The organism is Curvibacter lanceolatus ATCC 14669 (assembly GCF_000381265.1).
In the GTDB taxonomy this organism is placed as follows: Bacteria; Pseudomonadota; Gammaproteobacteria; order Burkholderiales; family Burkholderiaceae_C; genus Curvibacter; species Curvibacter lanceolatus.
On sequence record NZ_KB906253.1, the window covers coordinates 661716 to 683378 of the forward strand.

Consider the following 21663-nt stretch of genomic DNA (forward strand, 5'->3'; position numbering starts at 1 on the left):
TCATTGCTTTTCAAAAGCGGTGTTGGCCACCACCTTGCCCCACGATTCGGTGCTGTCTTTCAGCATCTTGGCCATGTCAGCGCCACCGATCTGGCGTGGCTCGGCGCCCATGTTGGCGGCAAAGGCCTGCAGATCGGTGCTGGCCATGGCCTTGGCGATTTCGGCCTGCAGCTTCTGCAGCACCGGGGCCGGCGTGCCCTTGGGGGCCCACAGGCCGGTCCAGTTGACCACGCCGCTCCAGCGCACGCCGGCCTCGGCAAAGGTGGGGGCGTCGGGCAGGGCGCTCAGGCGCTTGTCGCCGCTCACGGCCAGCACCCGCATCTTGCCGCCCTTGACGTTGCCCATCACCCCGGCCGGCGAGGCGATCTGGAAGTCCACCGTGTTCGACAGCACGGCCTGGGTGGCCTCACCCGCCCCCTTGAAGGGCACGTGCATGAAGTTCACGCCGGCGGCAATGCCCAGCGCCTCGCTGGCAAAGTGCGGCGTGGTGCCGGGGCCGCCGGTGCCGTAGGTGACCTGGTTGGGCTCTTTGCGTGCGGCGGCCAGCAGGTCCTGCAGGCTGGCGAAGCGCGAGCTGGCGTTCACCGCCAGGGCCATGGGGGCAAACACAAAGGCGCTCACCGGCTGCAGATCCTGCGCCGGGTCGAAGGGCAGCTTCTTGAAGATGTGGGGCAGCAACGAGAAGGTGGTGTCGTTGGCCATCAGGGTGTAGCCGTCGGCCTCGGCCTTGGCCACCTGGGTGGCGCCGATGGTGCCGGTGCCGCCAGCCTTGTTCTCGATGTAGAAGCTCTGGCCGGTCTGCTCGGTCAGCTTCTGGGCCACCTTGCGTGTGACCACGTCCACCGCACCGCCGGGGCCATAGGGCACGACGATCTTCACGGGCTTGGCGGGCCAGGGCGTTTGCGCCCAGGCGTTGCAGCCGGTAGTGGCCAGCAGGGCGGTTGCGAGGGCCAGCCAAGGGCGGCGAGCGAGGGGGCGGGGTATGAAGGTGTTGTGTGGCATGGTGTTTGTCTCATTGTTTTGAATAGAGCGCTCAAGGGCGCGGGGGTTTACACGGTGGTTGGACCGTCGCTACACCCCCGCTAAACCGTCGCGATCGGCGTGGCCGGCGAGCCCACCGCCCCCGGCAGGCGCAAGGGCGGCGCCGTCAGCAGGAAGTGATGCCGCCCTTGCTGGCGCAGCCAGGTGGCGAGTTCGGTGAAATACCACAGCTCACCCAGGTGGATGCCGTGCTTGAACAGGCAGTGCTCGTGCAGGGGCAGCCTGGGCTGGCGCAGCGGGCTGGGGCTCATCAGCTTGGGCACCACCAGCTCCACGGCGGGGTTGTCGGCCAGCAGGCAGGCCAGGCGGCTGTCGGTGATCCAGTTCAGCAGCCGGGTGTCGTGGCCGTCCAGTCCGCTGCCCGTGGCGTGCAGCCGGGCCAGGTCGGGCTGGCGGTTCATGGCCAGCAGGGTGTTGGCAAAGCCGGTGTGCAGGCACACCATGTCGCCGGGGTCGATCTCGATGCGGTCGGCCTCCAGCAGGCGCATCAGGCGGTCGTAGCCCACGGCCTGCCGCTCTCGGCCCAGGTGGTGGGCCAGGTCGATCAGCACGCCCCGGCCCTGCGCGCCATGCTCGGCCAGGCGTTCGATGCCCAGGGCGGCGGCCTCGGGCGCCGGGTAGCGGGCCCAGTCGGCCACGGCCTGCGGGTCTTCGGTTCCGGGGCGGATGTCGGTGCCGGCGCGAAAGCCGTTGTAGAACACGGCCTCGGCCACCCCGTCGTCATCGGCGTCGAAGCGGCTGCCCACGTGGGCCAGGCTGTCCCACTGGGTGCTGTACTGCAGGCTCATCAGCAGCACGTCGTCGTTCACCACGTCGCTCAGATCGGGGTCTTCGGCCTGGTACGACCAGCAAAAGCCCTGTTGCCCCTGGCTTTTGCCGTCGCGCAGCACGCTGTAGCGGCGCGGCGGCATGCGCCGCGGGTTCAGGCTCTGGCCGCCGGGCACGTCCAGCGGCAGCGACAGGCAGAAGGTGCGGCCCACCTGCACCTCGGCCACGCCCTGCAGCACCTTGCGGGCGTCCACCAGGTTCATGCGGCCACGCTGGTCATCGGGGCCGAATTCGCCCCAGCTGCTGCCGGGCGGGGCCTGTTTCCATCGTCGGGGGCTTGGGTTCATGGCGGGCCTCCGGGCTCAGGCGGCCTGGGTGCTGGCCTGCAGCACGGCCAGGGTGTTGCGGGCAGCGGCCACACCCATGTTCACATAGGCGTCGCTGGTCACGCCGCCGATGTGCGGGCTCAGCGTGAAGCCCGGCTGGCCGTGGAAGGGGTGCGGCGCCGTCATGGGCTCCACGGCAAAGCTGTCCAGCCCGGCCGAGGCCACCTGGCCCGATTGCACGGCGGCCAGCAGGGCGGCTTCATCGATCAGGCCGCCACGCGCGGTGTTCACCACGATCACGCCGCGCTTGCAGCGCGCCAGGGTGTCGGCGTTGAGCAGGTGGCGGTTCTCGGGCGTCAGCGGGCAGTGCAGCGAGATCACATCGGCCTGGGCCCACAGGGTGTCCAGGTCGACCGGGGTGATGTGGGCCGGCAGATCGCGGGCGAAGGGGTCAAAGCCGATCACGCGCATGTCCATGGCGTCGCACATGCGGGCAAAGCGGCGGCCGATGGCGCCCAGGCCCACCAGGCCCACGGTGCGACCGCCCAGCTCCAGGCTCTTGTGGGTGGCCTTGTCCCAGTGGCCGCTGTGCATGCGCTGGTTCAGCGCCACGATCGACTTGGCACCAGCCAGCATCAAGGCCAGGGCCTGTTCGGCCACGGCCGCGGCGTTGGCGCCCACGGCCGCGGTCACGGCAATGCCGCGCTCGGCGGCGGCGGCCTTGTCGATGGTGTCGGTGCCGCTGCCGTGCTTGGAGATCACCTTCAAGGCCGGGGCCGCGTCCATGGTGGCGGCGTTCACGCCGCTGTAGCGCACGATGATGCCCACCGGGTTGTGCTGGCGGGCCAGCGCCTCGATGTCGGCCGGCTGCGGGGTCTTGCCCGCGTAGACGATGTCGAAGTCCGTCAGCAGGGCCAGGGCCGCCGGGGCCAGGTCGGCCGCGGTGATGAGGATGACGGGGCGGCTCATCACAGCACCTCGCCTTCCTTGAGCACGCCGGCCGTCACCAGCGAGGCGGTCAGCCACTTGGCCGCCGTGTCGCCGGTCTTGATGGCGGCGATGCGCTTGGCCTCGGCCTGCACCTTGTGGGCGGCCAGGGGCAGCAGGGCGGGCAGTTGCACGCGCTCCACCACCACCACGCCGTCGGCGTCGCCGATCACCAGATCGCCCGGGCGCACCGTCACGCCGCCGCAGGAGATGGGGTGGCCGATGCGGCCGCCGTTGTTCTTGGTCGGCCCGTTGGGGTTGGTGCCCACCGAGAACACCGGGTAGTCCATCTCGTCGATTTCCAGGCTGTCGCGCACGGCGCCATCGAGGATCACGCCGGCCAGGCCCAGCTGGCGCGCGGCGGTCATCATGATGGTGCCCATCAGGGCCGAGGTCTGGTCGCCCTTGCCGTCCACCACCAGCACATCACCGGGCTTGGCCAGCGACAGGGCGGCGTGGATCATCAGGTTGTCGCCGGGGCGCACTTCCACCGTGAAGGCCGGGCCGGCCACTTTCATGCGCGGGCGCAGGGCCTGGATGCGGCCATGCAGGGCGCCGCGGCGGCCCGCGATGTCGGAGAAGATGGCCGGCTGGTATTGGCTGGCCTGGGCCACGTCCTCGGGGCTGACGCGGGGGAAGTCTTTGATGATGTCGGGTGTGCTCATGGCGGTTCCTTGAAGGTGAATGGGTGGATGTCGGTCAGAGAGGGCGTCAGTCGATGCGGGCATCGGCCTCGTGCACGATGCGTCCCCAGCGCTGCAGATCGGTCTTGAGCAGGGCGGCGAACTCGGCCTGGCTGCCGCCCAGCACCTCGCCGCCTTCGCCCATGAGGCGGCTGCGCACGGTGGGCGACTGCAAGGCCTGGTTGATGGCGGTGTTCAAGGTCGTCAGCACCGCTGCCGGGGTGGCTGCGGGGGCCATGAAGCCGAACCAGGTGTTGGCCTCGAAGCCCTTCACGCCCGACTCGGCCACCGTGGGCACCTGGGGCAGTTGTGAAGAGCGCTTGTCCGAGGTCACGGCCAGCGCTTTCATGCGGCCGCCTTTGAGGTGGCTGATGGCGGTGGGGATGGACGACACATACAGATCCATCTGCCCGCCCATCAGATCGGTCAGCGCCTGGGCCGAGCCCTTGTAGGGCACGTGCTGCAGCCGGATGTGGGCGGCCTTCTGCAGTTGCTCCATGGCCAGGTGGGCCACCGTGCCATTGCCCGGGGTGCCGAACACCAGGGCGCCAGGGGTTTGCTTGGCGGCGGCCAGCACATCGGCCAGGGTCTTGTACTTGGAGCTGTTGGGCACCACGATGACCAGCGGTGCGGTGGCGGCCAGCACCACGGGCTTCAGGTCTTTCACCGGGTCGTAAGGCAGCTTGGGGTACAGCGCGGGGTTGATGGCCAGGTTGCTGGTCTGGCCCAGCACCACGGTGTAGCCGTCGGCCGGGGCCTTGGCCACCGCGTCCACACCCAGGTTGCCGCCAGCCCCCGGCTTGTTGTCCACCACCACGGTCCATTGCCGGCTTTCGGTCAGCTGCTGGCCGATGGCGCGGGCAATGATGTCGGTGCCGCCCCCGGCCGGGAAGGGCACCACCAGGCGGATCGGTTTGCCGGGGTAGGTGTCGGCCTGTGCCGGGCCTGCCAGCAGGCCCAGGGCGAGAACGGGCAGCAGGCTCAGGCGCGCGACTTGGCGCAGCCCATGGGGGATCAGTGTCATGTTGTCTCCTTGTGTGCGGTCCACCGGGGTTGGGCTGCCAAATGCAGCGCCCCTTGTTGGGACCGGACTGTAGGAGAGCGTTTCAATCAGTACAATGCCGTTTCACACAGTGGTTCATGTGCCGATATGCGAAACCCCAAAACACCCCTTGCGGAAACCGATGCCAGCCTTGCCGAAGCCGCCACCGCGGCCGCCGGCGGCGTGGTGGCCGTCACCCGCGCCTTGCGTCTGCTGGAGGCCTTCGGCATGGAAGACGCCTTTCTCAGCCTGGCCGAACTGAGCCGCCGCACCGGCATGCACAAGACCACGGCCTTGCGCCTGGCGCGCACGCTGGCGGCCGAGCACTACCTGGTGCAGCGCGAAGACGGTGCCTGGCGGCTGGGGCGGGCAGCGGGTTGGCTGGGGGCCTGCTACCAGGCCACCTTTGATGTGCACGATCTGGTCGAGCCGGTGCTGCGCGAGCTGACGGTGCAGACCGGCGAGAGCGCCTCGTTCTATGTGCGCGAGGGCAACCTGCGCACTTGCCTGGCCCGGGTGGATGGGCCGCGCACCATCCGCCACCACGTTCGCGTGGGCCTGGGCCTGCCGCTGGACCTGGGCGCGCCGGGGCGGGTCATCCTGGCCTTCTCGGGTGAAGCCGGTGAACCCTATGAATCCATCCGCCAGCGCGGCTACCACCTCTCGCTGGGCGAGCGCGAGCCCGAGGTGTCCAGCGTGTCGGCCCCGGTGTTCGGCATGCACTGGAAGCTGCTGGGCTCGGTGTGCATCTCGGGGCCCACCTCGCGCCTCAGCGAGGCCCGCCTGCTGGAACTGGCCCAGACCATCATCCAGGCCGCCAACCAGCTCTCCTACGCGCTGGCCGGCAGCCGCCGACCGGGGCCGGCTGCGGGGCCGGTCAAATCGAGCGCGTGGTTTCCGGGCTGAGCGATGGTCTTCAGTTTGAAAAATTGAGAAACTGCATCACTTGGGCTACATTTTCTCAATGATTGCCTATTTTTGATGCCTGGGGGCTACATTGACCACCCTCTCTGATGTTGCTGAAATGCTCAAAAGTGCCCGCCGTGAAGCGCGGCTGAGCCAGGATGAACTGGCCCGTCGGGCCGGTGTGTCGCGCACCACCGTGGCACGGATGGAGAACCTCTCCAAGGGCGATATGAGCGTCTCGGCGTTGCTGCGTCTGCTGGAGGCTGCGGGCTACGACATGAGACTGGTCAGGCCCGGGCACCAGCGCACCGTCGAGGACATCCTGCTTGAGCAGCGCCAAGGTGATTCGCCATGAGGCTGGATGTACAGGTCAGCGGCAGAACCGTGGCCCAGTTGTACCGAGAGCGCGACGAGTACTTGCTGCACTACCACCCTGGCACCGATGTGGCCGATTTCGTGAGCTTGACCATGCCGGTTCGGGAAGCGCCCTGGCGCTGGCCACGCGACCTGCATCCCTTTTTCCGCCAGAACCTGCCAGAGGGGTACCTGCTGAACATCATCCGCGAGGAATTTGGGCCCTGGCTCGACGGCACCGACCTGTCGCTGCTGGCCGTGGTCGGGGGCATGGGCGTCGGCCGGGTCACGGTCACGCCCGAAGGCGCAGCGCCCGGTCTCGCCTTGGCACCGCTGCAGATCGACAGCCTGTTGAAGGCGGACAACACCCCTGAGTACTTTGCATCGTTGGTGCGGCGCTATGCCCGGGCGTCGATCTCGGGCATGGTGCCCAAATTCATGGCGCCGGAAGAGACGATTGGCGAGCCCTCCGCCGAGGGCTTGGGCCCCTTGGGCAAGCCCACCTTGCGGACCAGCCGCCACATCATCAAGGGCTCGGACGACGCCACGCCCTATTTGGGCTTCAACGAGCACTACAGCATGCGCGTGCTGCAGCGTTTGAACGTGGTGCCGGTGGCGCACACCCGCATGTCTGACGATGGCCGGGTTCTGGTGGTCGAGCGCTTTGACGTGGACGAACATGGCACGCCCACGCATGGTCTGGAGGATGCCTGCGGATTGCTCGGCCTGCCTCCGCACGAAAAATACGCCACCACCCTTGAGAAAGTGCTCAACGCCACCAGGGCTTACCTGCCTCCGGCCCAGGTGCGTGCACAACTTGAGCAGTTCGGCTGGCATGTGCTGAGCAACTACGTGGTGCGCAACGCCGATTGCCATGCCAAAAATATCGCGCTGTACTACACCCGGCTCGGTGATGTGGGCTTCACCCCGGTCTATGACACCGTGACCACGCAGGCCTATCCGCGCTACGCGAACAACCCGCCAGGACTGTCCATCGATGGTCGTCAGACCTGGGCTGCAGGCAAGGCTTTGCAGCGCTTTTTCACGGCCCGCCTAGGCATATCCCCCAGGCAGTACGCCGCCATGGTGGAGCGCCTGTGCGAGTCGGCCGTAGAGGTTGGCAAAGAAGTGATCGAGGCATCATTGAACGAAGCACGATGGCGCCCCGTGGCCAAGCAGATGGTGCACGCCTGGAATGAGGGCATGGCATCACTGCGTGACCCGAAGGCGAGCGTGGCCTGGCGGGGGCTGGATGCAGCCATCGCTGAGGCCGGCTTCTCCGCCCCTGCGCCAGCAGAGCCGGCCCGTGTGACGATCGGCCGATCCGAGCTGTTGGCGGCACCGCGACGCAAGCGTTAGGCCCGGCCCCCTGACAATACGGCATACCCATGCACCTCCCCCGCCGCCGCCGCGCCGACTTTGCCCCCACGGCCGAGTTCGTCTACCCCGCCCACCTGAAGGCGGCGCTGGGCGACCTGCCCGCAGCACCCGGGGTGTATGTGTTCCATGGCGATGACCCGGCCATGCCGCTGTACATCGGCAAAAGCGTCAACCTGCGCCAGCGCGTGCTCTCGCACCTGCGCAACCCCGACGAAGACCGCCTGCTGCGCCAGACCCGGCGCATCAGCCACATCTGCACGGCCGGCGACATCGGAGCCCAGTTGCTGGAGGCGCAGATGATCAAGACCCTGCACCCTTTGCTCAACCAGAAGCTGCGCCGCAACCGACAGCTGTGCGCCTGGCAGCGGCAGGGTGGCCAGCTGCAACTGGTGTATTCAAAAGACGTGGACTTTGCCCAGGCGCCTGATCTGTTCGGCTTGTTTGCCAGCCGCCACGCCGCCATCGAGCGCCTGCGCCAGGTGGCCGACGAGCAGCGGCTTTGCTACGCCCACCTGGGCCTGGAGAAGTTGCCGCCGGGCCGGGCCTGCTTCAGGGCCGCGCTCAGGCAGTGCGCCGGCGTGTGCCGGGGCGATGAAACCCCCGCGGCCCACGACGAGCGCCTGCTGGGCGCCCTGCGCCAGGTGCAGGTGGTCTGCTGGCCTTACCCGGGCGCGGTGGGCCTGGTCGAGCGCACGGGCGATTTCAGCCAGGTGCATGTGGTGAACAACTGGTGCTACCTGGGCAGCGCCGCCACACCCGCCGAGGCGGCCCGCTTCACCCGGCAGGCGGCGGGCTTTGATGCGGACGGCTACCAGATCCTGGTGAGGCCGCTGATGCAGGGCGGGGCCGAGATCGTGCCGCTGTCGCCAGGGCTTTGAAATTTTTCAGTTTTTTTGCGGCGGGCTGCATCCAGATGGCATCCCGCTGCGTACAGGGGGCTGACACGCCCTGTCTCGGCCTGCGGCCGAGCCGCATCCAAGTGCCTCCAACCCCTGAAGCCTTGCCCCATGAAACCGCTCCGTTTTTCTCTGGCCGCCCTGGTGGTGGCCGCGCTGCCCGCTCTGGCCTGTGCCGCCTCCTTGCAAATCAAAGTGACCGACCGCGATGGCCAGCCGGTGCCCGATGCGGTGGTCGAGGTGCAAGTCGCCTCGGGCGCCGTGCCCCGAGCACCGGCGCCGGGCCAGGTCACGATCAACCAGAGCAAGATGAAGTTCGTGCCCCGTGTCACCGTGGTCCAGCCCGGCACCCGGGTGGTGTTCACCAACCAGGACCGTTGGGACCACCATGTGCGCGGTACCTTGGGGGGCTTGGCCCAGATGCTGGATGCGGTGGGCTTTCAGTTCCGCCTGGCCGGCTGGGTGGACAGCAAGCCCCTGTCCAGCAGCGAGGTGGTGTTCGACAAACCCGGTGTGACCTTGCTGGGCTGTTTTCTGCACTCCTCCATGCGTGGCTATGTGGTGGTGGCCGACAGCCCCTGGGTAGCGGTGACCGGGGCCGATGGCGTGGCCGTGCTCGATGAGCTGCCCGCCGGGCCGGCCGTGGTGAAGCTCTGGCAGGCCGATGAGGTGGCGGAGATCGCGCCGTCGCCCGTCGTGCTCGGTGCCCAGCCCCTGCAGTTGACGCGGCAGCTGAGCATGGTGGCCAAGCGGCGTTGAAGGCGCGGGTGCTTGGTCTGCGGAGCCTGCAGGGCCTGTGCAATACCCGAGCGCAGGTCCGGGTCATGCATCCACTCGGGAGCGCCCCTCCGTACTGGCTGCAGAGGCCAACGATGTCTGTTGCCTCAGCCAACTCTTTTCATCTGGACACCACCATGAACCTCATCCGTCAAACCACTGCGCGCCGTCAATTCCTGGGCACGGGCGCCACCTTGTCCGCTGTGGCCGTGGCCATGCTGGGCGGCCGCGAAGCCCTGGCCCAAGGCGCCATGGGCGACACCTCCAAGGACGTGCAGATCCTCAACGTGGCCCTGGGCCTGGAGCACGAAGCCATCAACGCCTACCAACTGGGTGCCGGCAGCGGCCTGCTGCAAAAGCCCGTGCTCGACGTGGCCGTGCAGTTCCAGAGTCACCACAAGGCCCACCGCGATGCCCTGGCCGCCACCATCCAGAAATTGGGTGGCAGCCCGGTGGCCGAGAAGAAGCTGGAGGACTACGCCATGGCCCTCAAGGCCAACACCCTGAAGACCCAGGCCGATGTGCTCGAGCTCGCCGCCCGCCTGGAGCTGGGCGCCACCAATGCCTACCTGGGTGTGCTGCCCTCGCTGGGCAACCGCGATCTGGCCAAGGTGGCGGCGCGTCTGGCGGCTGACGAGACCATGCACTACACCGTGCTGATCTCGGCCCTGGGCAAGGCACTGCCGACGCAGGCGCTGAGCTTCGGCGCCTGAGGGCATGCGGCTGAAGACCTCGATCTTGCCCGGCCCTGGTGTGCGTCGCGCGCTGGGGCTGTTGGGGCTGATGGTGTGTGCAGGCCTGGCCCTGGGGCTGCTCACGGCCCGGGCTGAAGGGCCGGCCGGACTGGCTTCGGGCCAATCGGGTGGCGGTACTTCCGCCAACGGGCTGTTGGCCGGCTCAGCACTGCGCGGCCAGGTTTTGTACCAAGAGCGCTGTGCCTCATGCCACGCCGTGGACAACAATGACGCCGGCCCCCTGCACCGGGGTGTGCTGGGCCGGCGTGCTGGCGCGGTGCCTGGCTTTGACTATTCGCCCGCCTTGCGCGCCAGCCGCCTGGTGTGGACGCGCCAGTCGCTGGATGCCTGGCTGCGCAACCCCGAAGCCCTGATCCCGGGGCAGGCCATGGATGAACAAGTGGCCGACCCCCAGGCCCGGCAAGACCTGATCGCCTACCTGGCCACCCTTCGATAAGATGCAGCGGCCCGCACTCTGCGCTGGCGCCGGTCCAGGCGCTGCCGGCCCACCAGAACATGACGATCCCAGACGACAACACCCAAGCCCTGCTCATCGACCTGCTCAGCCGTGTGGCCCAGGGCGACGAGCTGGCGCTCAAGCAGCTCTATGACCTGACCTCGGGCCGGTTCTATGGCCTGGCCCTGCGCATCGTGCGGGCCGGTGAACTGGCCGAGGACGTGCTGCAGGAGAGCTACCTCAGCATCTGGCGCTCGGCGGCCGATTACCGCGCCAGCCTAAGCCCGCCGCTGGCCTGGATGGGCCTGATCGTGCGCAGCCGCGCGCTCGACCTGCTGCGCCGGCGCACGGGCGAACGTGTGCAACTGACCGATTCACTGGACGAGCTGACCGAAGACACCCTGGAGGGCGATTCACCCGACCCGGCCCAGTGTGCCGACGCCAGCCAGCAGGCACAGGCCTTGCACCGCTGCCTGGCGCAGCTCAAGGGCCCGCAGCGCGAGGTCTTGAGCCTGGCCTACCTGCGCGAGCTGAGCCACGGCGACCTGGCCGAGCAGCTCAAGCTGCCCCTGGGCACCATCAAGAGCTGGATCCGCCGCGGGCTGGAGCAGCTGCGGCTGTGCATGGGGGCCCTCCATTGATGCCCACCCCACCGAGGATTGAAAGAGGCCAGCCATGAACATCGTGCAGAACAAGATCCTGTTGCAGCGCCTGGCCGCCGACTACGGCCTGGGCACCATGCAGGGCGCCGCCCGGCGCCGTTTCGAGGCCCTGGCCCGGCGCCAGGCCCCGGTGCGCCAGGCCATCCGTGACTGGCAGGAGCGCCTGGCCGGGCTCACCGAACTGCAGGCCCCGGCCAAGCCCCCCGAGGTGGTCTGGAAGCGCATCGAAATCGCTCTGCACCTGGAGCGCGAAGCGCTGCGCCTGGCGGCCGCCCGCAGCAAGGCCTCGGCAGCGCCGCAAAGCCAGGCGCCTTCGCAGCCTTGGTGGCGCCAGTTGTTTGTCTGGCAAGGCTTCAGCGCAGCGGCGTTGTCGCTGGCCTTGCTGGCCTGGTGGCAGCCCTGGCAAGCGGCCCCCGACGCCTCCACCCAGGCCCGTGCCCCGGCGGGCACCGCCTCCGAAGCCCTGGCCCTGCTTTTGGATGCCGACAACCGACCGGCCTGGCTGGCCTCCTGGAGCGGCGCGCGCCAGCAAGTTCAGCTGCAAGACCTGCTGGGCCAGCCGGTGCCGGCCGGGCGCTCGCTGCAACTGTGGGCCGTGCCGGCCCAAGGGGCGCCACGCTCGCTGGGCGTGCTGGGCGCGGGCGACGCAGGCAAGGTGCTGAGTGCTGCCGCGTCGCAGGTCCAGGGGGCGGCGTTGCTGGCCCTCAGCCTGGAGGTGGAGGGCGGTGTGCCTGAGGCCGGTGGCCCGCAGGGGCCAATCCTCTTCAAGGGACCCGTGGTGCACCGGACGCTGTGATCGGAGGCCCGTTTTTTTCTGCTTTTTGCATCTGAAATTGAATCCAGTTGCTGAAGCGGCCCGTACTAGGTGGGCAAGGGCGCATGGGACATGCGCCGTGTTCAACCTGGATGGAGTTCGCATCGATGAAAAAGCAACATGGATTGATCTGTTCCCTGACCCTGCTCGCCGCTGGCGCTCTGGGTGCAGGGCATGCATGGGCCGATACCGGCAAGCTGCTGCTGACCGGCGGGGTGTCGACGGTGGAAGGGCCGGCGGGCGGGGGCATCACGCCCTGGGCCGTGATCGGCAGCAATGCCGCAGCCGATGAGGTGGGCGCCAGCGCCAGCATCAGTCGCCTGAAGACCAAGGACTACGGCTTGACCAGCTACGGTGCGGCCTTCGGCTTTCGCGAGCGCTTCGAGCTCTCGGTGGGCGAGCAGGATTTCAATGCCGGCCCGGCCGTGGCCCTCAATGGCCTGGGCTTCAGCGTGGCCAATGGCCAGCACATCAAGATGACCGTGCTGGGTGCCAAGGTCCGGGTGGCGGGCGACGCCGTGCTCGACAGCGACACGCTGATGCCCCAGATTGCGGTGGGCATGGAATACAAGAGCACCGATGCCGGCACCATCCGCCCGGTGCTCGATTTCCTGCATGCCAAGACCACGGGCACCGACCTGTATGCCTCGGCCACCAAGCTGCTGCTGGCCCAGGGCATCTTGCTCAATGCCACGCTGCGCTACACCAACGCCAACCAGGGTGGCCTGCTGGGGTTTGGCTCGGCCGCACCCGGTCGTGACAGCCGCAGCCTGCAACCCGAGTTCTCGGTGGCCTACCTGCTGAGCAAGAACGTGGTGGTGGGGGCCGAGTACCGCTTCATGCCCAACAACCTCGAAGCCCTGGGCCGTGCTGCGGGCCTGGGCAACGCCCTGCACCAGGACAACTGGAAAGACCTGTTCGTGGCCTGGGCCCCGAGCAAGAACGTCTCGGTCACGGCGGCCTATGTCGATCTGGGCCAGGTGGTGCCGGGTGTGACCGGCAACCGCCGCCAAAGCGGCCTGTTCCTGTCCACCCAAATCGCGTTCTGACGTCTTGTGCCACCCCGGCCAACCCAATCCCTGTGAGTATGACCATGAAAAAAAGCATCGCCCTGGCGGCAGCCGCCTTGTCCACCACCTTGTCCATGGCCCTGTCCATGGCGTTTGTGACGCCCGCTATGGCCCAGACCGCGGCGCCCGCCATGGCGGCCAGCGACCCGGCCGCCCTGTACAAGGCCTTCGGTGAGAAGACCGGCCTGACCCAGTTGATGGACGACTTCGTCAACCGGCTGGCGGCCGACCCGCGCATTGCCGACAAGTTCAAGAACACCAACCTCGAGCACCTGAAGCACCAGCTCACCGAGCAACTGTGCCAGGTGGCCGGCGGCCCCTGCCAGTACCAGGGGCCCGACATGGCCGCCGCCCATGCCGACATGGGCGTGAGCAAGGGCAACTTCAACGCCCTGGTCGAAGACCTGCAAAAGGCCATGGACGCGCGCTCCATCCCCTTCTCGGCGCAGAACCAGATGCTGGCCCGTCTGGCCCCCATGCACCGGGACATCATCACCCAATGAGCCCGATCCTGCACCTGCTGAGGCGGCCTGGCTGCGCCGCCCTGGCGCTGCTGACTTGGGGCGCTACCGGCCAGGCCGGCCCGGTACCTGCCAATGAGCTGATCCAAGGGCGCACGCTGTACGAATCCCGTTGCGGCGGCTGCCATGCGGTGGACGCCAACCGGGTGGGGCCCCAGCACCGCAACCTGATCGGACGGCAGGCCGGCCGGGTGCCCGACTTTGCCTACTCGCCCGCGCTGCAATCCAGCGCCGTGGTGTGGTCGGCCAAGACCCTGGACGCCTGGCTCAGCAACCCCGAGGCCTTGATCCCCGGGCAGCGCATGAACTACAGCGTCAGGTCGGCCGAAGACCGGCGCCTGATCATCGAGTACCTGAGCTCGGACGCGGTGAGCGCCCGCACCACGGGCGCCCACGCACCCTGAATCGCCTCCCCGCCCGGCAGGCGCAGAGCGGCGGGCAGTTTCTCCGAGGATGGGCCCGGCCCGTGTTGGCCCCCAGGCTTTCTGGTCTGGGGGCTTTTTTACAGGGTGCTTGGCCTGCCCGCGACCCCGGCCCTGGCGGCCCTCAAAGACCCCGATGGCATCCCTGGCATGGTGCATCCGGCGCTGGAGGTGGGGCGTAGACAGATCAGTCGTGTTTCACTTTCTGATCTCCGGAGCCCTCATGAAATCTGTCCTCTTTGCTGCCCTGATCCTGGCTGGCCTGAACGCGGCCCACGCCGAGGAGCACCTGGCGGTCCAGCGCGCCCGCGCCTTCGCGCCCGCCGAACTCAAGATCCGCGTGGGCGACAGCGTGCGCTTCAGCAATGAAGATGCCTTCAGCCACAGCGTGTTGTCGTCTTCCGAAGCCAAGAGCTTCGACCTCGGAACCTTGCCCAAGGGCACCCAGCGCAGCGTCACCTTCGACAAGACCGGTGTGGTCGATGTCATCTGCGGCATCCACCCCAACATGAAAATGCGCATCGTGGTGGCCCCATGACATCAGGGCCTGGCGCCAGCGGGTTCTTTGCGCACCATGGGCTCTGGGCCCCGGGGGTGCGGGGCTTCCGGCGCCTGCGTTTCCGTGCCCGTGCCGCCTTGATCAGCCTGGCCTTTCTGCTGCCACTGGGGGTGTTGGCGGTGGCCTACCTGGGCGCGGTGTTTCAAGGCCTGAGCCATGTCCGGTCCGAGCGGCAGGGGCTCGAGCAGGCACGGCGGGTGCTGGCGCTGGTCCAGTCCGTGCAGGATCTGCGCCTGGGCCTGTTGCTGCCCGGCCCCGCCAACCTGACGTCGGCGCAGCAGGCGCCGCGCCGCTATGCCCAGCTCAGGGCCGAGCTGATGCGGCAGGAGGGGCCGCCGGTGCGGGCGCCCTTGCTGGCTGAATTACCCTCGGAACTCCCTGCCGACTTGATGGCCGATCGGATGTCCGGGGCGCCCGCCCTCGACCCCGCGCAGGCCGATCCGATGGATGCCTTCGAGCGCCTGTCCCAGGTGGTGGCCGATGGCCAGGTGCTGCTGCAAGAGGTGCTTGATGCCTCTCGCCTGGCGCAGGACCCCAGCCTGGTGGGGCAAAGCCTGGTCCGTGGCGCGCTGCAGGTCTTGCCGGTCCTGCAGGAAAAGGCCTCGCAGGTGCGTTCACTGGGCGGCTGGGTGTTGCGCTCGGCGCGCCTGGAGCCGTCGCAGCAACGCATCATGGCCGACCAACTGCCCGTCATCGAGTACCTGGACCAGGCCTTGCTCAAGGCCTTCACACAGGCCCAGGGCGATGGCGCCAGCGGTCTGCCCGATCCACAGGCCTTGCCCTCGGCGGCTGAACTGCGCGGCCTGGCGCGCCGGCAGTTCCTGGGCCCGGCCCTGTCGGGCGATGCCGCGGCCTTCGAGCGTGTGGCCCAGACCCTGGACCAGGGGCAACGACGCTTGCAGGCCAGTGGCCTGCAAGCGCTGGACACGACACTGGCGGCCCGCGAGCAATCGCTGCAGAGGCGTCGCGATGCCGTGCTGCTGATGTTGGGCTTGAGCCTGGCCTTGGCGGCCTACCTTTTTGTCTCATTCAGCCGGGTCAGCGCCGGGGGCATGGCCTTGCTGGGATCGCAAATGCAGCGCCTGGCCGACGGCGATCTCACCCAGGCGCCCCAGGCCTGGGGCCGCGACGAAGTGGCTGACCTGGTGCACCAGCTGAGCCACATGCAGGGCGCGATCGCCGCCCTCGTGGGCGAGGTGCGCGGGGCCAGTGCCGAGGTGCTGGGGGCCACGGTGCAGCTGAGCCGCGATGCCGAAACCCTGCAGGCGCTGAACGAAGCCGCCGACCGCCAGATCGGTGACGCGTCTGCCGCCACCCATGCGCTCAGCGCCTCGGTGCAGCAGGCGGGGCGGGGGCTGGAGCAGGCGGCGGATCTGACGCGAGAGAACGCCCAGGCCGCCCAGGCCGGGCTCGATTCGGTTCAGCGGTGGCTGGCCGTGATGGCCGAGCTGCGGGTGTCCTCCGGCACCATGCGTGACATCACCGACCTCATCAACGACATCGCCTTTCGCACCAACCTGCTGGCCCTCAACGCCGCCGTGGAGGCCGCCCGCGCGGGCGCCAGCGGGCGTGGCTTCGCCGTGGTGGCGGGCGAGGTGCGGCAACTGGCCGTGCAATCTGCGGCGGCGGCGCACAACATCCAGCGACTGCTTTCCGCCAACCTGGCCCGGGTGGCCCAGAGCGTGGCCATTGGCGAGCAGACCGCCCACAAAATGAACGCCCTGGCGGCCAACGCCGAGCGCATGCAGCAGACCCTGCAGACTTTGGCAGCCCAGTCATCCACCCAGGCCCAGGCCACGGCCCAGGTCGACGCCAGGCTGCAGCAGCTGACCGCCGCCACGGCCAAAGGCTCGTCCCAGGCCACGGGCACGGCCACGGCGGCTGAGCAGCTGCAGGGCTTGGCCCGGCATCTGGCGCTGCGGGTGGAGGCTTTCCGCCTGCCGTCATGGTCGGCATCGCAGCGCCTGCTGCGTGACCGATCGCCCACCCTGGACAGCGCAGCGCTGGACCCGGACCTCGAACCCTTGCTGGCGCACCCTCTGAGTGCTTCTCAATGAGCCCAACCGACAAAGATCCTGCTCCGATGAACGATGGGGTTTCCACAGGCCATGGGGCGGATGGCCTGGGCCTGTCGTCGACCCGCTATGAGCGTGTGATGCAACGCCTGATGGGGCGGGTGCAGCTCAGCGTGGCGGCCCACAGCGATTACCTGACGGTGCGCCGTGGGGGCTCAGCCTGGCTGGGCGGCGCCCCGGTGGGCGGGCCCGCCGTGCTGCGCGAGGACGCCTTTTTCCGGGTCGAGCTGCTGCACTTGCGCGATGGTCAGCCCCTGCCGTGGCCCGAGGGCGTTCTGGCGCAGGAGGTGCTGCTGTTGCAGGGGGCGTGGGCAAGCCCGTCGGGCAGTGATGCCGCCACGGACTACCGCTACAGCTACCGGGTGCGCCGGGCGCCCGGCCAGGGGCCGGACCAGCCGCCCATGCCCTTGCTGGCGCACGGCGACACCCAGGCCTATGTGCGCCACCTGCGTGCGCCTGTCGAGCAACTGCCTCCGCTGGAGGCCCGGTGGTGGCAACGGGCGCTGGCACCCCAGACCCAGGTGGAGCCGGGCCTGAGCGCCTGGATCGCCAGTGGCCCCGGGGTCCAGGTCTGTCTGCTCAGCGGGGACGCCCAGGTGGTGTCCATGCTGGTTCGCTTCGAAGCGGGTGCCGGCGTCAACGACCATCACCATGCGCTGGACGAGGATTGTCTGGTGCTGGAAGGCGAGATGTTTCTCGGGGACATGCTGCTGCAACCGGGCGACTACCAATTGGCGCCGGCCGGAGGCGGGCATTTTGGGGAATTCAGCGATGTCGGGGTCCTGTTCTTCTTCCATGGCGCCCTGGACCCGGTCTTGCGCGAGCCGCGCCGCTGAGCAGCCACACGGCCAGTGGGCCTTCAACCCTCAGGCCGGCAGCGCGCCGTGCACAAAGAACAGGGCGCCGGTGTCGCTGCTGATGCTGCAATGCGTCGCGTCCGTGGGGGCCAATTGGTAGTCCAGCGCGCGCAGCAGGATGTCGCCCAGGAACAACGCACCTTCGATCATCATGCAATCTTCGGCAATGGGGTGGGCGTGATCGGGGGCGACACCCCCCGGGGCCAGGCGGATCAGCATCGATGCCACTGCGCCGGCCTGGGCCAGCGGCCGTATCTCCATGCCCAGCCCGTTGCCAGACCAGGTGCCGCCCAAGGCATCGTTCACCCGTTGACCGGCGGCTTGCTGCCACCAGTGCGATTCAGGAGCAGGCAAGGCGGCGGGATCCACACGCAGGCGGCGCACGTACATCTCGGCCCCCTCCTGGGTGGCCGCGACCACTGTGTGCGTTGCGTCCCGCACGCCATAGCCCATGGATGGCAGGGGCGAGCCCTCCCAAGACAAGCTGCCACTCAGCACCAGAATCTCCTGGGCGTGATCGGTGTCGCTCCAGGGCATGGCGGCGCCGCTTTGCAGCTTCACACATTCGACGCAGAACTGGGCGTCTTCATGCAGGACGCGCGCCTGGGCGCCGGGGCCGCGTGGCTGCCAGGCGCCATCCTCGCGCCGCGTCACCTTGAAGGCTTTGTGCGCCTGGGCGCTGGCCAAGGCTCGGGCCCGCAGGCGGGCAGCCATGGATTCTTTGAGAGCGGCCGGCGGTGCCTGTTCGCGGAGCTGGGCCGCCAGCTCGCCGGGCCACAGCGAGGGCATGGGCGTTGGCTTGAAGGTCATGGAGCTGTCGAGCAAGAAGGGTTCACGGCCTGGATTGTCGCGCGGCTTCATCGCAATGGCCTCCGACTCGGTGTTTCGCCCAGCGCCACCCTCAGGAGTGACAAGGTGCGCCGCATGTGGGATTTGACGGTGCCCAAGGGCATCTGGACATGGGCGGCGATCTGCTCCTGGGTCATGTCACGGAAGTAGGCCAGGGCGATCAACTGGCGTCGCATCGGGTCCAGCTGCAACAGGGCTTCATGCAGCCGGGTGCCGTTCTGGGCCAGCTCCAGCAGGTCCATGGGGTCGTCCTGGGCATCGCTGCACAGGGCCCCCGATTCGTCCTGGGCGTCGACATGGCCTTCGTAACCGGGGGTTCTGCGCAAGGCGCGCAGGGCGTCCAAGGCGCGCGATCGCGTGATGTTGAGCACCCAGGCCGTCACGCTGCCGCGTGTCGGGTCGAAACGCGGGGCCTGGCGCCAGACCTGCCAGAACGCGGTCTCTGTCACCTCTTCGGCCAGAGCCGGGTTGCGTGTCAGATGAAGTGCGGTGGAATAGACCCGGTTCACCAGACGCTGGTACAGCTCGGCCAGGGCGGCTTCGTCCTGGCGCATGACGCGGGCCACCAGCGCGGCCAGCAGCGCCGATTCGTCGGGCACATCGGCCATGTCGGACACGTCGTGCACGTAGGGCTCGCCTGGCTCATCGGTGACGGGCGCGCGTCCCTCCAGCCTTGGCGGATGGGTCGCCCCATCGCCAAGCACCTGCAGCACCCATTCGTCCTCTTCCGGATCGTTTTCAGGAAATTCCATTGCAGCTATCGCTTCCTCCGCCCAGGGCTTTCTTGGCGCGTTTGCTCTGACCCGTGCGCCATCCAGGCACACGAGGGCACCTGCCCAGGTGCCTGAAGGATGGCCGACCGGGCAAGCATCGTGTTGGCGTGCTGGGTCAATGGCCTGCAGGCAACGCCATGCTCCACCGCTGATACGCAACACATTCCTTTTTGGATGCAGCGCGCCAAAAAACAAGGCTTTCTTTGCCAGACCGGCCCCCCGGCGCACCGGCAGCCGGGGGAAGGCGCCAGCGAATGGCGCCAGCTCAAGCGGCCAGCACGACCCGGTCACGCCCCTGGTGCTTGGCCTGGTACAGCGCTTTGTCGGCGCGGTCCAGCCAGTCGCGCAGGTGGCGGTCGCTGGGCAGGCGGCTGGCCACGCCGACGCTGGCGGTCATGCCACGGGGTTGCTGGTCGTCGCCGCTCCAGAGCTGGCGCTGGCGCAACTGCCGCACGATGCGCTGGGCAATGGCCTCGGCCTCGGTGCTGCGGGTGTCGGGCAGCAGCACGGCAAACTCTTCGCCGCCCATGCGCCCCACCACATCGCTGTTGCGCAACTCGGCGCGCACCACCGCGGCAAATTCGATCAGGGCGCGGTCGCCTTCGAGGTGGCCGTAGCGGTCGTTGATAGACTTGAAGTGGTCCAGATCGAGGATCAGCAGGGCCGGCGCGGATGTGGCCACGGCGCCGCCATCACGGGCACCCGCATTGGAACTTGCCAGGAACAGCGATTCAGCCGCCTCCAGCAGCACACGGCGGTTGCTCAGGCCGGTCAGCATGTCGGTGCTGGCCAGGCGGTGCAGTTCGCGCTCCAGGTTTTTGCGCTGGGTCACGTCGCGGTAGATGCCCTCCACGCCGGCAAAGGCGCCGTGCTGGTCGTACAGGGCGTGGCTGCTGATCGAGATGTCGATCACCTGCCCATCGCGGCGCACCATCTGGCCAGGGAAGTCGGACACCTCGCCGTGCTCCATGATGGCCACCTTGAAGGCGTCGCGGTCCTTGCTCTGAGGGTAGTAAGACTCGGCGGTGCGGCCTTCGATTTCATGGGGTTCGTAGCCCAGCACGCGGCGCACGCCCGGGCCCACATGCTGCACCACGCCCTGGGCGTCGGTGCGGTAGTACACGTCCTGCATCTTCTCGAACAGGCGCCGGAAATTGCGCTCGCTTTCCTGCATCTCGTGTTGCAGGCGGTCCAGGTGGGTCATGTCGATGCCGCTGACCAGCAGGGCCGGCTGCCCCTGCCACAGCACCTTGGCACTGGCCAGCAGCACCATGCGGGTGTTGCCGCAGCAGGTCTGCATGCGGTAGCTGGTGCTTTGGTTGCGCTGACCGGGCACGCCGCCCTGGCTCAAGGCCTGCACGCGCCGGCGGGCTCGGGCAAGATCCAGCGGGTGGGTGAAATCACTGTAAGAGCGCCCCAGCACCTGATCGGCCTGTTCGGCCTCCAGCAGCACCAGGCAGGCGGGGTTGGCATGAACAATCTGGCCCGACACGGCCACCACGGCGGGGGTCGGCAGGGCGTCCAGAGTGTCGGTGTGCAGTTCCGGGGAATGCGGCATGGAAGCTCTGGAAAAGGGGCAGTTGGAAAACCGGTAATCGTTATTTTTGACAACCTTGTCTGCAATTTAGCACCACCTTGGCCCTTTCGGGCCTGGGGGTTTTCCATTTGCCTGCTCCCGGGGCCAGACTTGGCCCCATGCCGGTCAGTCTTTACACCGACTTTGCGTCGTCAGCGGTGGCCGTCGGGGTGTCTGCCGGTGCAGCCCGGTACACCAGCACCTTCAAGGATCGGTCTTCGTTGGTGTCGGCAAAAACCGCCGGGTTGGCCACCCGTTGCTCAAAGACCAGGCTGGGCGCCAGTTCGCGCATCTGGCCTTGCAGAAAATCCAGCCCCAGGGTGGGCGAGTTCAGGCACAGCAAGGCGCGGCCGTCAGGGGCCAGCAGGTCGGGCAGGCGGCGCATCAGCCGGGCGTAGTCCTTGGTGGCCACAAAACTGCCCTTCTGGTGCGTGGGCGGGTCGACGACGATCAGGTCATACGGCCCGGCCCGGTTGATCTTGCCCCAGGTGGTGAAGATGTCGTGGGCCAGAAAGCTGGCCCCGGTGTCCAGCCCGTTGAGGCGGTGGTTCTGCTGGCCGATGGCAATGGCGCCGGAACTCATGTCCACGTTCACCACCTGGCGCGCCCCGGCCTGCAGGGCCACCACTGAAAATGCACAGGAGTAGGCAAACAGGTTCAGCACCTTGGGGGCGCGCAGGCCATTGGGGTGGGGGTGGGCCAGCAGGTGCTCGCGCACCCAGCGCCGGCCTTCGGCCATGTCCAGGAACAGGCCGTGGTTCTGCCCCTTGAGCACGTGCACCCGGTACTGCGCGCCGCGTTCGCTCACCACATGCGGCTCGGGCACGTTGCCCGCCATCAGACGGGTTTCGGCTCGGCCTTCCAGGCGCTGCTGGAACACCCAGTTCAGCGGCTGCCCGGGGGCGATCTGCGCCCAGCGGGCCTGCAGGGCGGTCTGCAGCGTGGCCAGTTCCGAATCGGACGCGGGCAGAAAGCTGGTCACCACCCACACGGGCGGGTAGGCGTCCAGCGTCCATTGCTCGCAGCCCGGGTAGCGGCCGCCCCGGCCGTGGAACAGGCGTTGGGCGTCTTGGGGCATGTCCATCGAGGCGATGGTGTCGAGCAGGGCTTGCATGGAGGGGAGATCGTGGGGGT

The 21663-nt window shown here is 68.2% G+C and carries 24 protein-coding genes; 15 read left to right on the forward strand and 9 right to left on the reverse strand.

The window, feature by feature from the left end; genetic code table 11:
- The 5 genes from F624_RS0103190 to F624_RS0103210 all read right to left on the reverse strand — a co-directional run bounded on the left by F624_RS0103190 (position 1) and on the right by F624_RS0103210 (position 4829).
- Complete coding sequence (locus F624_RS0103190) at positions 1 to 1002, reverse strand: Bug family tripartite tricarboxylate transporter substrate binding protein (protein ID WP_019572815.1); 1002 nt, start codon at positions 1000 to 1002, stop codon at positions 1 to 3.
- An 80-nt stretch (positions 1003 to 1082) separates the two neighbouring features.
- Positions 1083 to 2156, reverse strand: coding sequence for a cyclase family protein (locus tag F624_RS0103195; RefSeq protein ID WP_019572816.1), 1074 nt, complete (start codon positions 2154 to 2156; stop codon positions 1083 to 1085).
- A gap of 15 nt (positions 2157 to 2171) precedes the next feature.
- Positions 2172 to 3104, reverse strand: coding sequence for a hydroxyacid dehydrogenase (locus F624_RS0103200; RefSeq protein WP_019572817.1), 933 nt, complete (start codon positions 3102 to 3104; stop codon positions 2172 to 2174).
- Positions 3104 to 3787 (reverse strand): RraA family protein, encoded by a 684-nt coding sequence (locus F624_RS0103205; protein WP_019572818.1) that lies wholly within the window; start codon positions 3785 to 3787, stop codon positions 3104 to 3106. The genes F624_RS0103200 and F624_RS0103205 overlap by 1 nt, the downstream gene beginning before the upstream one ends.
- 46 nt (positions 3788 to 3833) lie before the next feature.
- The gene (locus F624_RS0103210) at positions 3834 to 4829 is read right to left on the reverse strand and encodes a tripartite tricarboxylate transporter substrate binding protein (RefSeq protein WP_051107281.1); all 996 of its coding nucleotides are present in this window, start codon (positions 4827 to 4829) and stop codon (positions 3834 to 3836) included.
- A gap of 126 nt (positions 4830 to 4955) precedes the next feature.
- Here F624_RS0103210 and F624_RS0103215 point away from each other — a divergent pair, with 126 nt between their 5' ends.
- From F624_RS0103215 to F624_RS0103290, 15 genes are all read left to right on the forward strand, one after another.
- Positions 4956 to 5753, forward strand: a complete 798-nt coding sequence (locus F624_RS0103215) for an IclR family transcriptional regulator (RefSeq protein ID WP_019572820.1) — start codon at positions 4956 to 4958, stop codon at positions 5751 to 5753.
- A 91-nt stretch (positions 5754 to 5844) separates the two neighbouring features.
- Positions 5845 to 6108 carry a helix-turn-helix domain-containing protein gene (locus tag F624_RS0103220; RefSeq protein WP_027475119.1) on the forward strand — a complete coding sequence of 88 codons (264 nt, stop codon included), beginning with the start codon at positions 5845 to 5847 and terminating at the stop codon, positions 6106 to 6108.
- Positions 6105 to 7466, forward strand: coding sequence for a type II toxin-antitoxin system HipA family toxin (locus F624_RS0103225; protein WP_019572822.1), 1362 nt, complete (start codon positions 6105 to 6107; stop codon positions 7464 to 7466). Before F624_RS0103220 ends, F624_RS0103225 begins: the two co-directional genes overlap by 4 nt.
- 29 nt (positions 7467 to 7495) lie before the next feature.
- A complete protein-coding gene (gene cho / locus F624_RS0103230) occupies positions 7496 to 8365 on the forward strand; it encodes an excinuclease Cho (RefSeq protein ID WP_019572823.1) in 870 nt (289 codons plus the stop codon).
- 129 nt (positions 8366 to 8494) lie between these two features.
- Positions 8495 to 9142 carry a cupredoxin domain-containing protein gene (locus F624_RS0103235; RefSeq protein ID WP_019572824.1) on the forward strand — a complete coding sequence of 216 codons (648 nt, stop codon included), beginning with the start codon at positions 8495 to 8497 and terminating at the stop codon, positions 9140 to 9142.
- 155 nt (positions 9143 to 9297) lie between these two features.
- Positions 9298 to 9873 (forward strand): ferritin-like domain-containing protein, encoded by a 576-nt coding sequence (locus F624_RS0103240; RefSeq protein WP_019572825.1) that lies wholly within the window; start codon positions 9298 to 9300, stop codon positions 9871 to 9873.
- A 4-nt stretch (positions 9874 to 9877) separates the two neighbouring features.
- Positions 9878 to 10351: a c-type cytochrome gene (locus tag F624_RS0103245; RefSeq protein ID WP_019572826.1), complete on the forward strand. Its 474-nt coding sequence runs from the start codon at positions 9878 to 9880 to the stop codon at positions 10349 to 10351.
- 59 nt (positions 10352 to 10410) lie between these two features.
- A complete protein-coding gene (locus F624_RS0103250; RefSeq protein ID WP_019572827.1) occupies positions 10411 to 10992 on the forward strand; it encodes an RNA polymerase sigma factor in 582 nt (193 codons plus the stop codon).
- Between the two features lie 34 nt (positions 10993 to 11026).
- Positions 11027 to 11809 (forward strand): anti-sigma factor, encoded by a 783-nt coding sequence (locus F624_RS0103255; protein ID WP_019572828.1) that lies wholly within the window; start codon positions 11027 to 11029, stop codon positions 11807 to 11809.
- Positions 11810 to 11934: 125 nt separating this feature from the next.
- Positions 11935 to 12876 (forward strand): DUF3034 family protein, encoded by a 942-nt coding sequence (locus F624_RS0103260; RefSeq protein ID WP_019572829.1) that lies wholly within the window; start codon positions 11935 to 11937, stop codon positions 12874 to 12876.
- Positions 12877 to 12914: 38 nt separating this feature from the next.
- Positions 12915 to 13400 carry a group I truncated hemoglobin gene (locus F624_RS0103265; RefSeq protein WP_019572830.1) on the forward strand — a complete coding sequence of 162 codons (486 nt, stop codon included), beginning with the start codon at positions 12915 to 12917 and terminating at the stop codon, positions 13398 to 13400.
- Entirely contained in the window at positions 13397 to 13822 is a 426-nt protein-coding gene (locus tag F624_RS0103270) for a c-type cytochrome (protein ID WP_019572831.1), read from the forward strand. The genes F624_RS0103265 and F624_RS0103270 overlap by 4 nt, the downstream gene beginning before the upstream one ends.
- 241 nt (positions 13823 to 14063) lie before the next feature.
- A complete protein-coding gene (locus F624_RS35320; protein ID WP_019572832.1) occupies positions 14064 to 14378 on the forward strand; it encodes a cupredoxin domain-containing protein in 315 nt (104 codons plus the stop codon).
- Complete coding sequence (locus F624_RS0103280; protein ID WP_031253924.1) at positions 14375 to 16456, forward strand: methyl-accepting chemotaxis protein; 2082 nt, start codon at positions 14375 to 14377, stop codon at positions 16454 to 16456. The genes F624_RS35320 and F624_RS0103280 overlap by 4 nt, the downstream gene beginning before the upstream one ends.
- Positions 16453 to 17310 (forward strand): cupin domain-containing protein, encoded by an 858-nt coding sequence (locus F624_RS0103290; RefSeq protein WP_084679387.1) that lies wholly within the window; start codon positions 16453 to 16455, stop codon positions 17308 to 17310. Before F624_RS0103280 ends, F624_RS0103290 begins: the two co-directional genes overlap by 4 nt.
- A gap of 30 nt (positions 17311 to 17340) precedes the next feature.
- Here F624_RS0103290 and F624_RS0103295 read toward each other — a convergent pair whose 3' ends face one another.
- The 4 genes from F624_RS0103295 to F624_RS0103310 all read right to left on the reverse strand — a co-directional run bounded on the left by F624_RS0103295 (position 17341) and on the right by F624_RS0103310 (position 21643).
- Positions 17341 to 18141, reverse strand: coding sequence for a cupin domain-containing protein (locus F624_RS0103295; protein ID WP_169426537.1), 801 nt, complete (start codon positions 18139 to 18141; stop codon positions 17341 to 17343).
- A 47-nt stretch (positions 18142 to 18188) separates the two neighbouring features.
- Positions 18189 to 18932, reverse strand: a complete 744-nt coding sequence (locus F624_RS32115; protein ID WP_019572836.1) for an RNA polymerase sigma factor — start codon at positions 18930 to 18932, stop codon at positions 18189 to 18191.
- A gap of 286 nt (positions 18933 to 19218) precedes the next feature.
- Positions 19219 to 20511 (reverse strand): sensor domain-containing diguanylate cyclase, encoded by a 1293-nt coding sequence (locus F624_RS0103305; RefSeq protein ID WP_019572837.1) that lies wholly within the window; start codon positions 20509 to 20511, stop codon positions 19219 to 19221.
- Between the two features lie 151 nt (positions 20512 to 20662).
- The gene (locus tag F624_RS0103310) at positions 20663 to 21643 is read right to left on the reverse strand and encodes a class I SAM-dependent methyltransferase (RefSeq protein WP_019572838.1); all 981 of its coding nucleotides are present in this window, start codon (positions 21641 to 21643) and stop codon (positions 20663 to 20665) included.
- Between the last annotated feature and the right edge of the window lie 20 nt (positions 21644 to 21663).

Bases quoted from the DNA above. Each gene is read 5' to 3' on its own strand.
- F624_RS0103260 (WP_019572829.1), top strand. From the start codon at position 11,935: ATGAAAAAGCAACATGGATTGATCTGTTCCCTGACCCTGCTCGCCGCT.
- F624_RS0103235 (WP_019572824.1), top strand. From the start codon at position 8,495: ATGAAACCGCTCCGTTTTTCTCTGGCCGCCCTGGTGGTGGCCGCGCTG.
- F624_RS0103195 (WP_019572816.1), bottom strand. From the start codon at position 2,156: ATGAACCCAAGCCCCCGACGATGGAAACAGGCCCCGCCCGGCAGCAGC.
- F624_RS0103190 (WP_019572815.1), bottom strand. From the start codon at position 1,002: ATGCCACACAACACCTTCATACCCCGCCCCCTCGCTCGCCGCCCTTGG.
- F624_RS0103310 (WP_019572838.1), bottom strand. From the start codon at position 21,643: ATGCAAGCCCTGCTCGACACCATCGCCTCGATGGACATGCCCCAAGAC.
- F624_RS0103295 (WP_169426537.1), bottom strand. From the start codon at position 18,141: ATGACCTTCAAGCCAACGCCCATGCCCTCGCTGTGGCCCGGCGAGCTG.
- F624_RS0103290 (WP_084679387.1), top strand. From the start codon at position 16,453: ATGAGCCCAACCGACAAAGATCCTGCTCCGATGAACGATGGGGTTTCC.
- F624_RS0103240 (WP_019572825.1), top strand. From the start codon at position 9,298: ATGAACCTCATCCGTCAAACCACTGCGCGCCGTCAATTCCTGGGCACG.
- F624_RS0103265 (WP_019572830.1), top strand. From the start codon at position 12,915: ATGACCATGAAAAAAAGCATCGCCCTGGCGGCAGCCGCCTTGTCCACC.
- F624_RS0103305 (WP_019572837.1), bottom strand. From the start codon at position 20,511: ATGCCGCATTCCCCGGAACTGCACACCGACACTCTGGACGCCCTGCCG.
- F624_RS0103225 (WP_019572822.1), top strand. From the start codon at position 6,105: ATGAGGCTGGATGTACAGGTCAGCGGCAGAACCGTGGCCCAGTTGTAC.
- F624_RS32115 (WP_019572836.1), bottom strand. From the start codon at position 18,932: ATGGAATTTCCTGAAAACGATCCGGAAGAGGACGAATGGGTGCTGCAG.
- F624_RS0103210 (WP_051107281.1), bottom strand. From the start codon at position 4,829: ATGACACTGATCCCCCATGGGCTGCGCCAAGTCGCGCGCCTGAGCCTG.
- F624_RS0103280 (WP_031253924.1), top strand. From the start codon at position 14,375: ATGACATCAGGGCCTGGCGCCAGCGGGTTCTTTGCGCACCATGGGCTC.
- F624_RS0103255 (WP_019572828.1), top strand. From the start codon at position 11,027: ATGAACATCGTGCAGAACAAGATCCTGTTGCAGCGCCTGGCCGCCGAC.
- F624_RS35320 (WP_019572832.1), top strand. From the start codon at position 14,064: ATGAAATCTGTCCTCTTTGCTGCCCTGATCCTGGCTGGCCTGAACGCG.
- F624_RS0103205 (WP_019572818.1), bottom strand. From the start codon at position 3,787: ATGAGCACACCCGACATCATCAAAGACTTCCCCCGCGTCAGCCCCGAG.
- F624_RS0103215 (WP_019572820.1), top strand. From the start codon at position 4,956: ATGCGAAACCCCAAAACACCCCTTGCGGAAACCGATGCCAGCCTTGCC.
- cho (WP_019572823.1), top strand. From the start codon at position 7,496: ATGCACCTCCCCCGCCGCCGCCGCGCCGACTTTGCCCCCACGGCCGAG.
- F624_RS0103250 (WP_019572827.1), top strand. From the start codon at position 10,411: ATGACGATCCCAGACGACAACACCCAAGCCCTGCTCATCGACCTGCTC.
- F624_RS0103270 (WP_019572831.1), top strand. From the start codon at position 13,397: ATGAGCCCGATCCTGCACCTGCTGAGGCGGCCTGGCTGCGCCGCCCTG.
- F624_RS0103245 (WP_019572826.1), top strand. From the start codon at position 9,878: ATGCGGCTGAAGACCTCGATCTTGCCCGGCCCTGGTGTGCGTCGCGCG.
- F624_RS0103200 (WP_019572817.1), bottom strand. From the start codon at position 3,104: ATGAGCCGCCCCGTCATCCTCATCACCGCGGCCGACCTGGCCCCGGCG.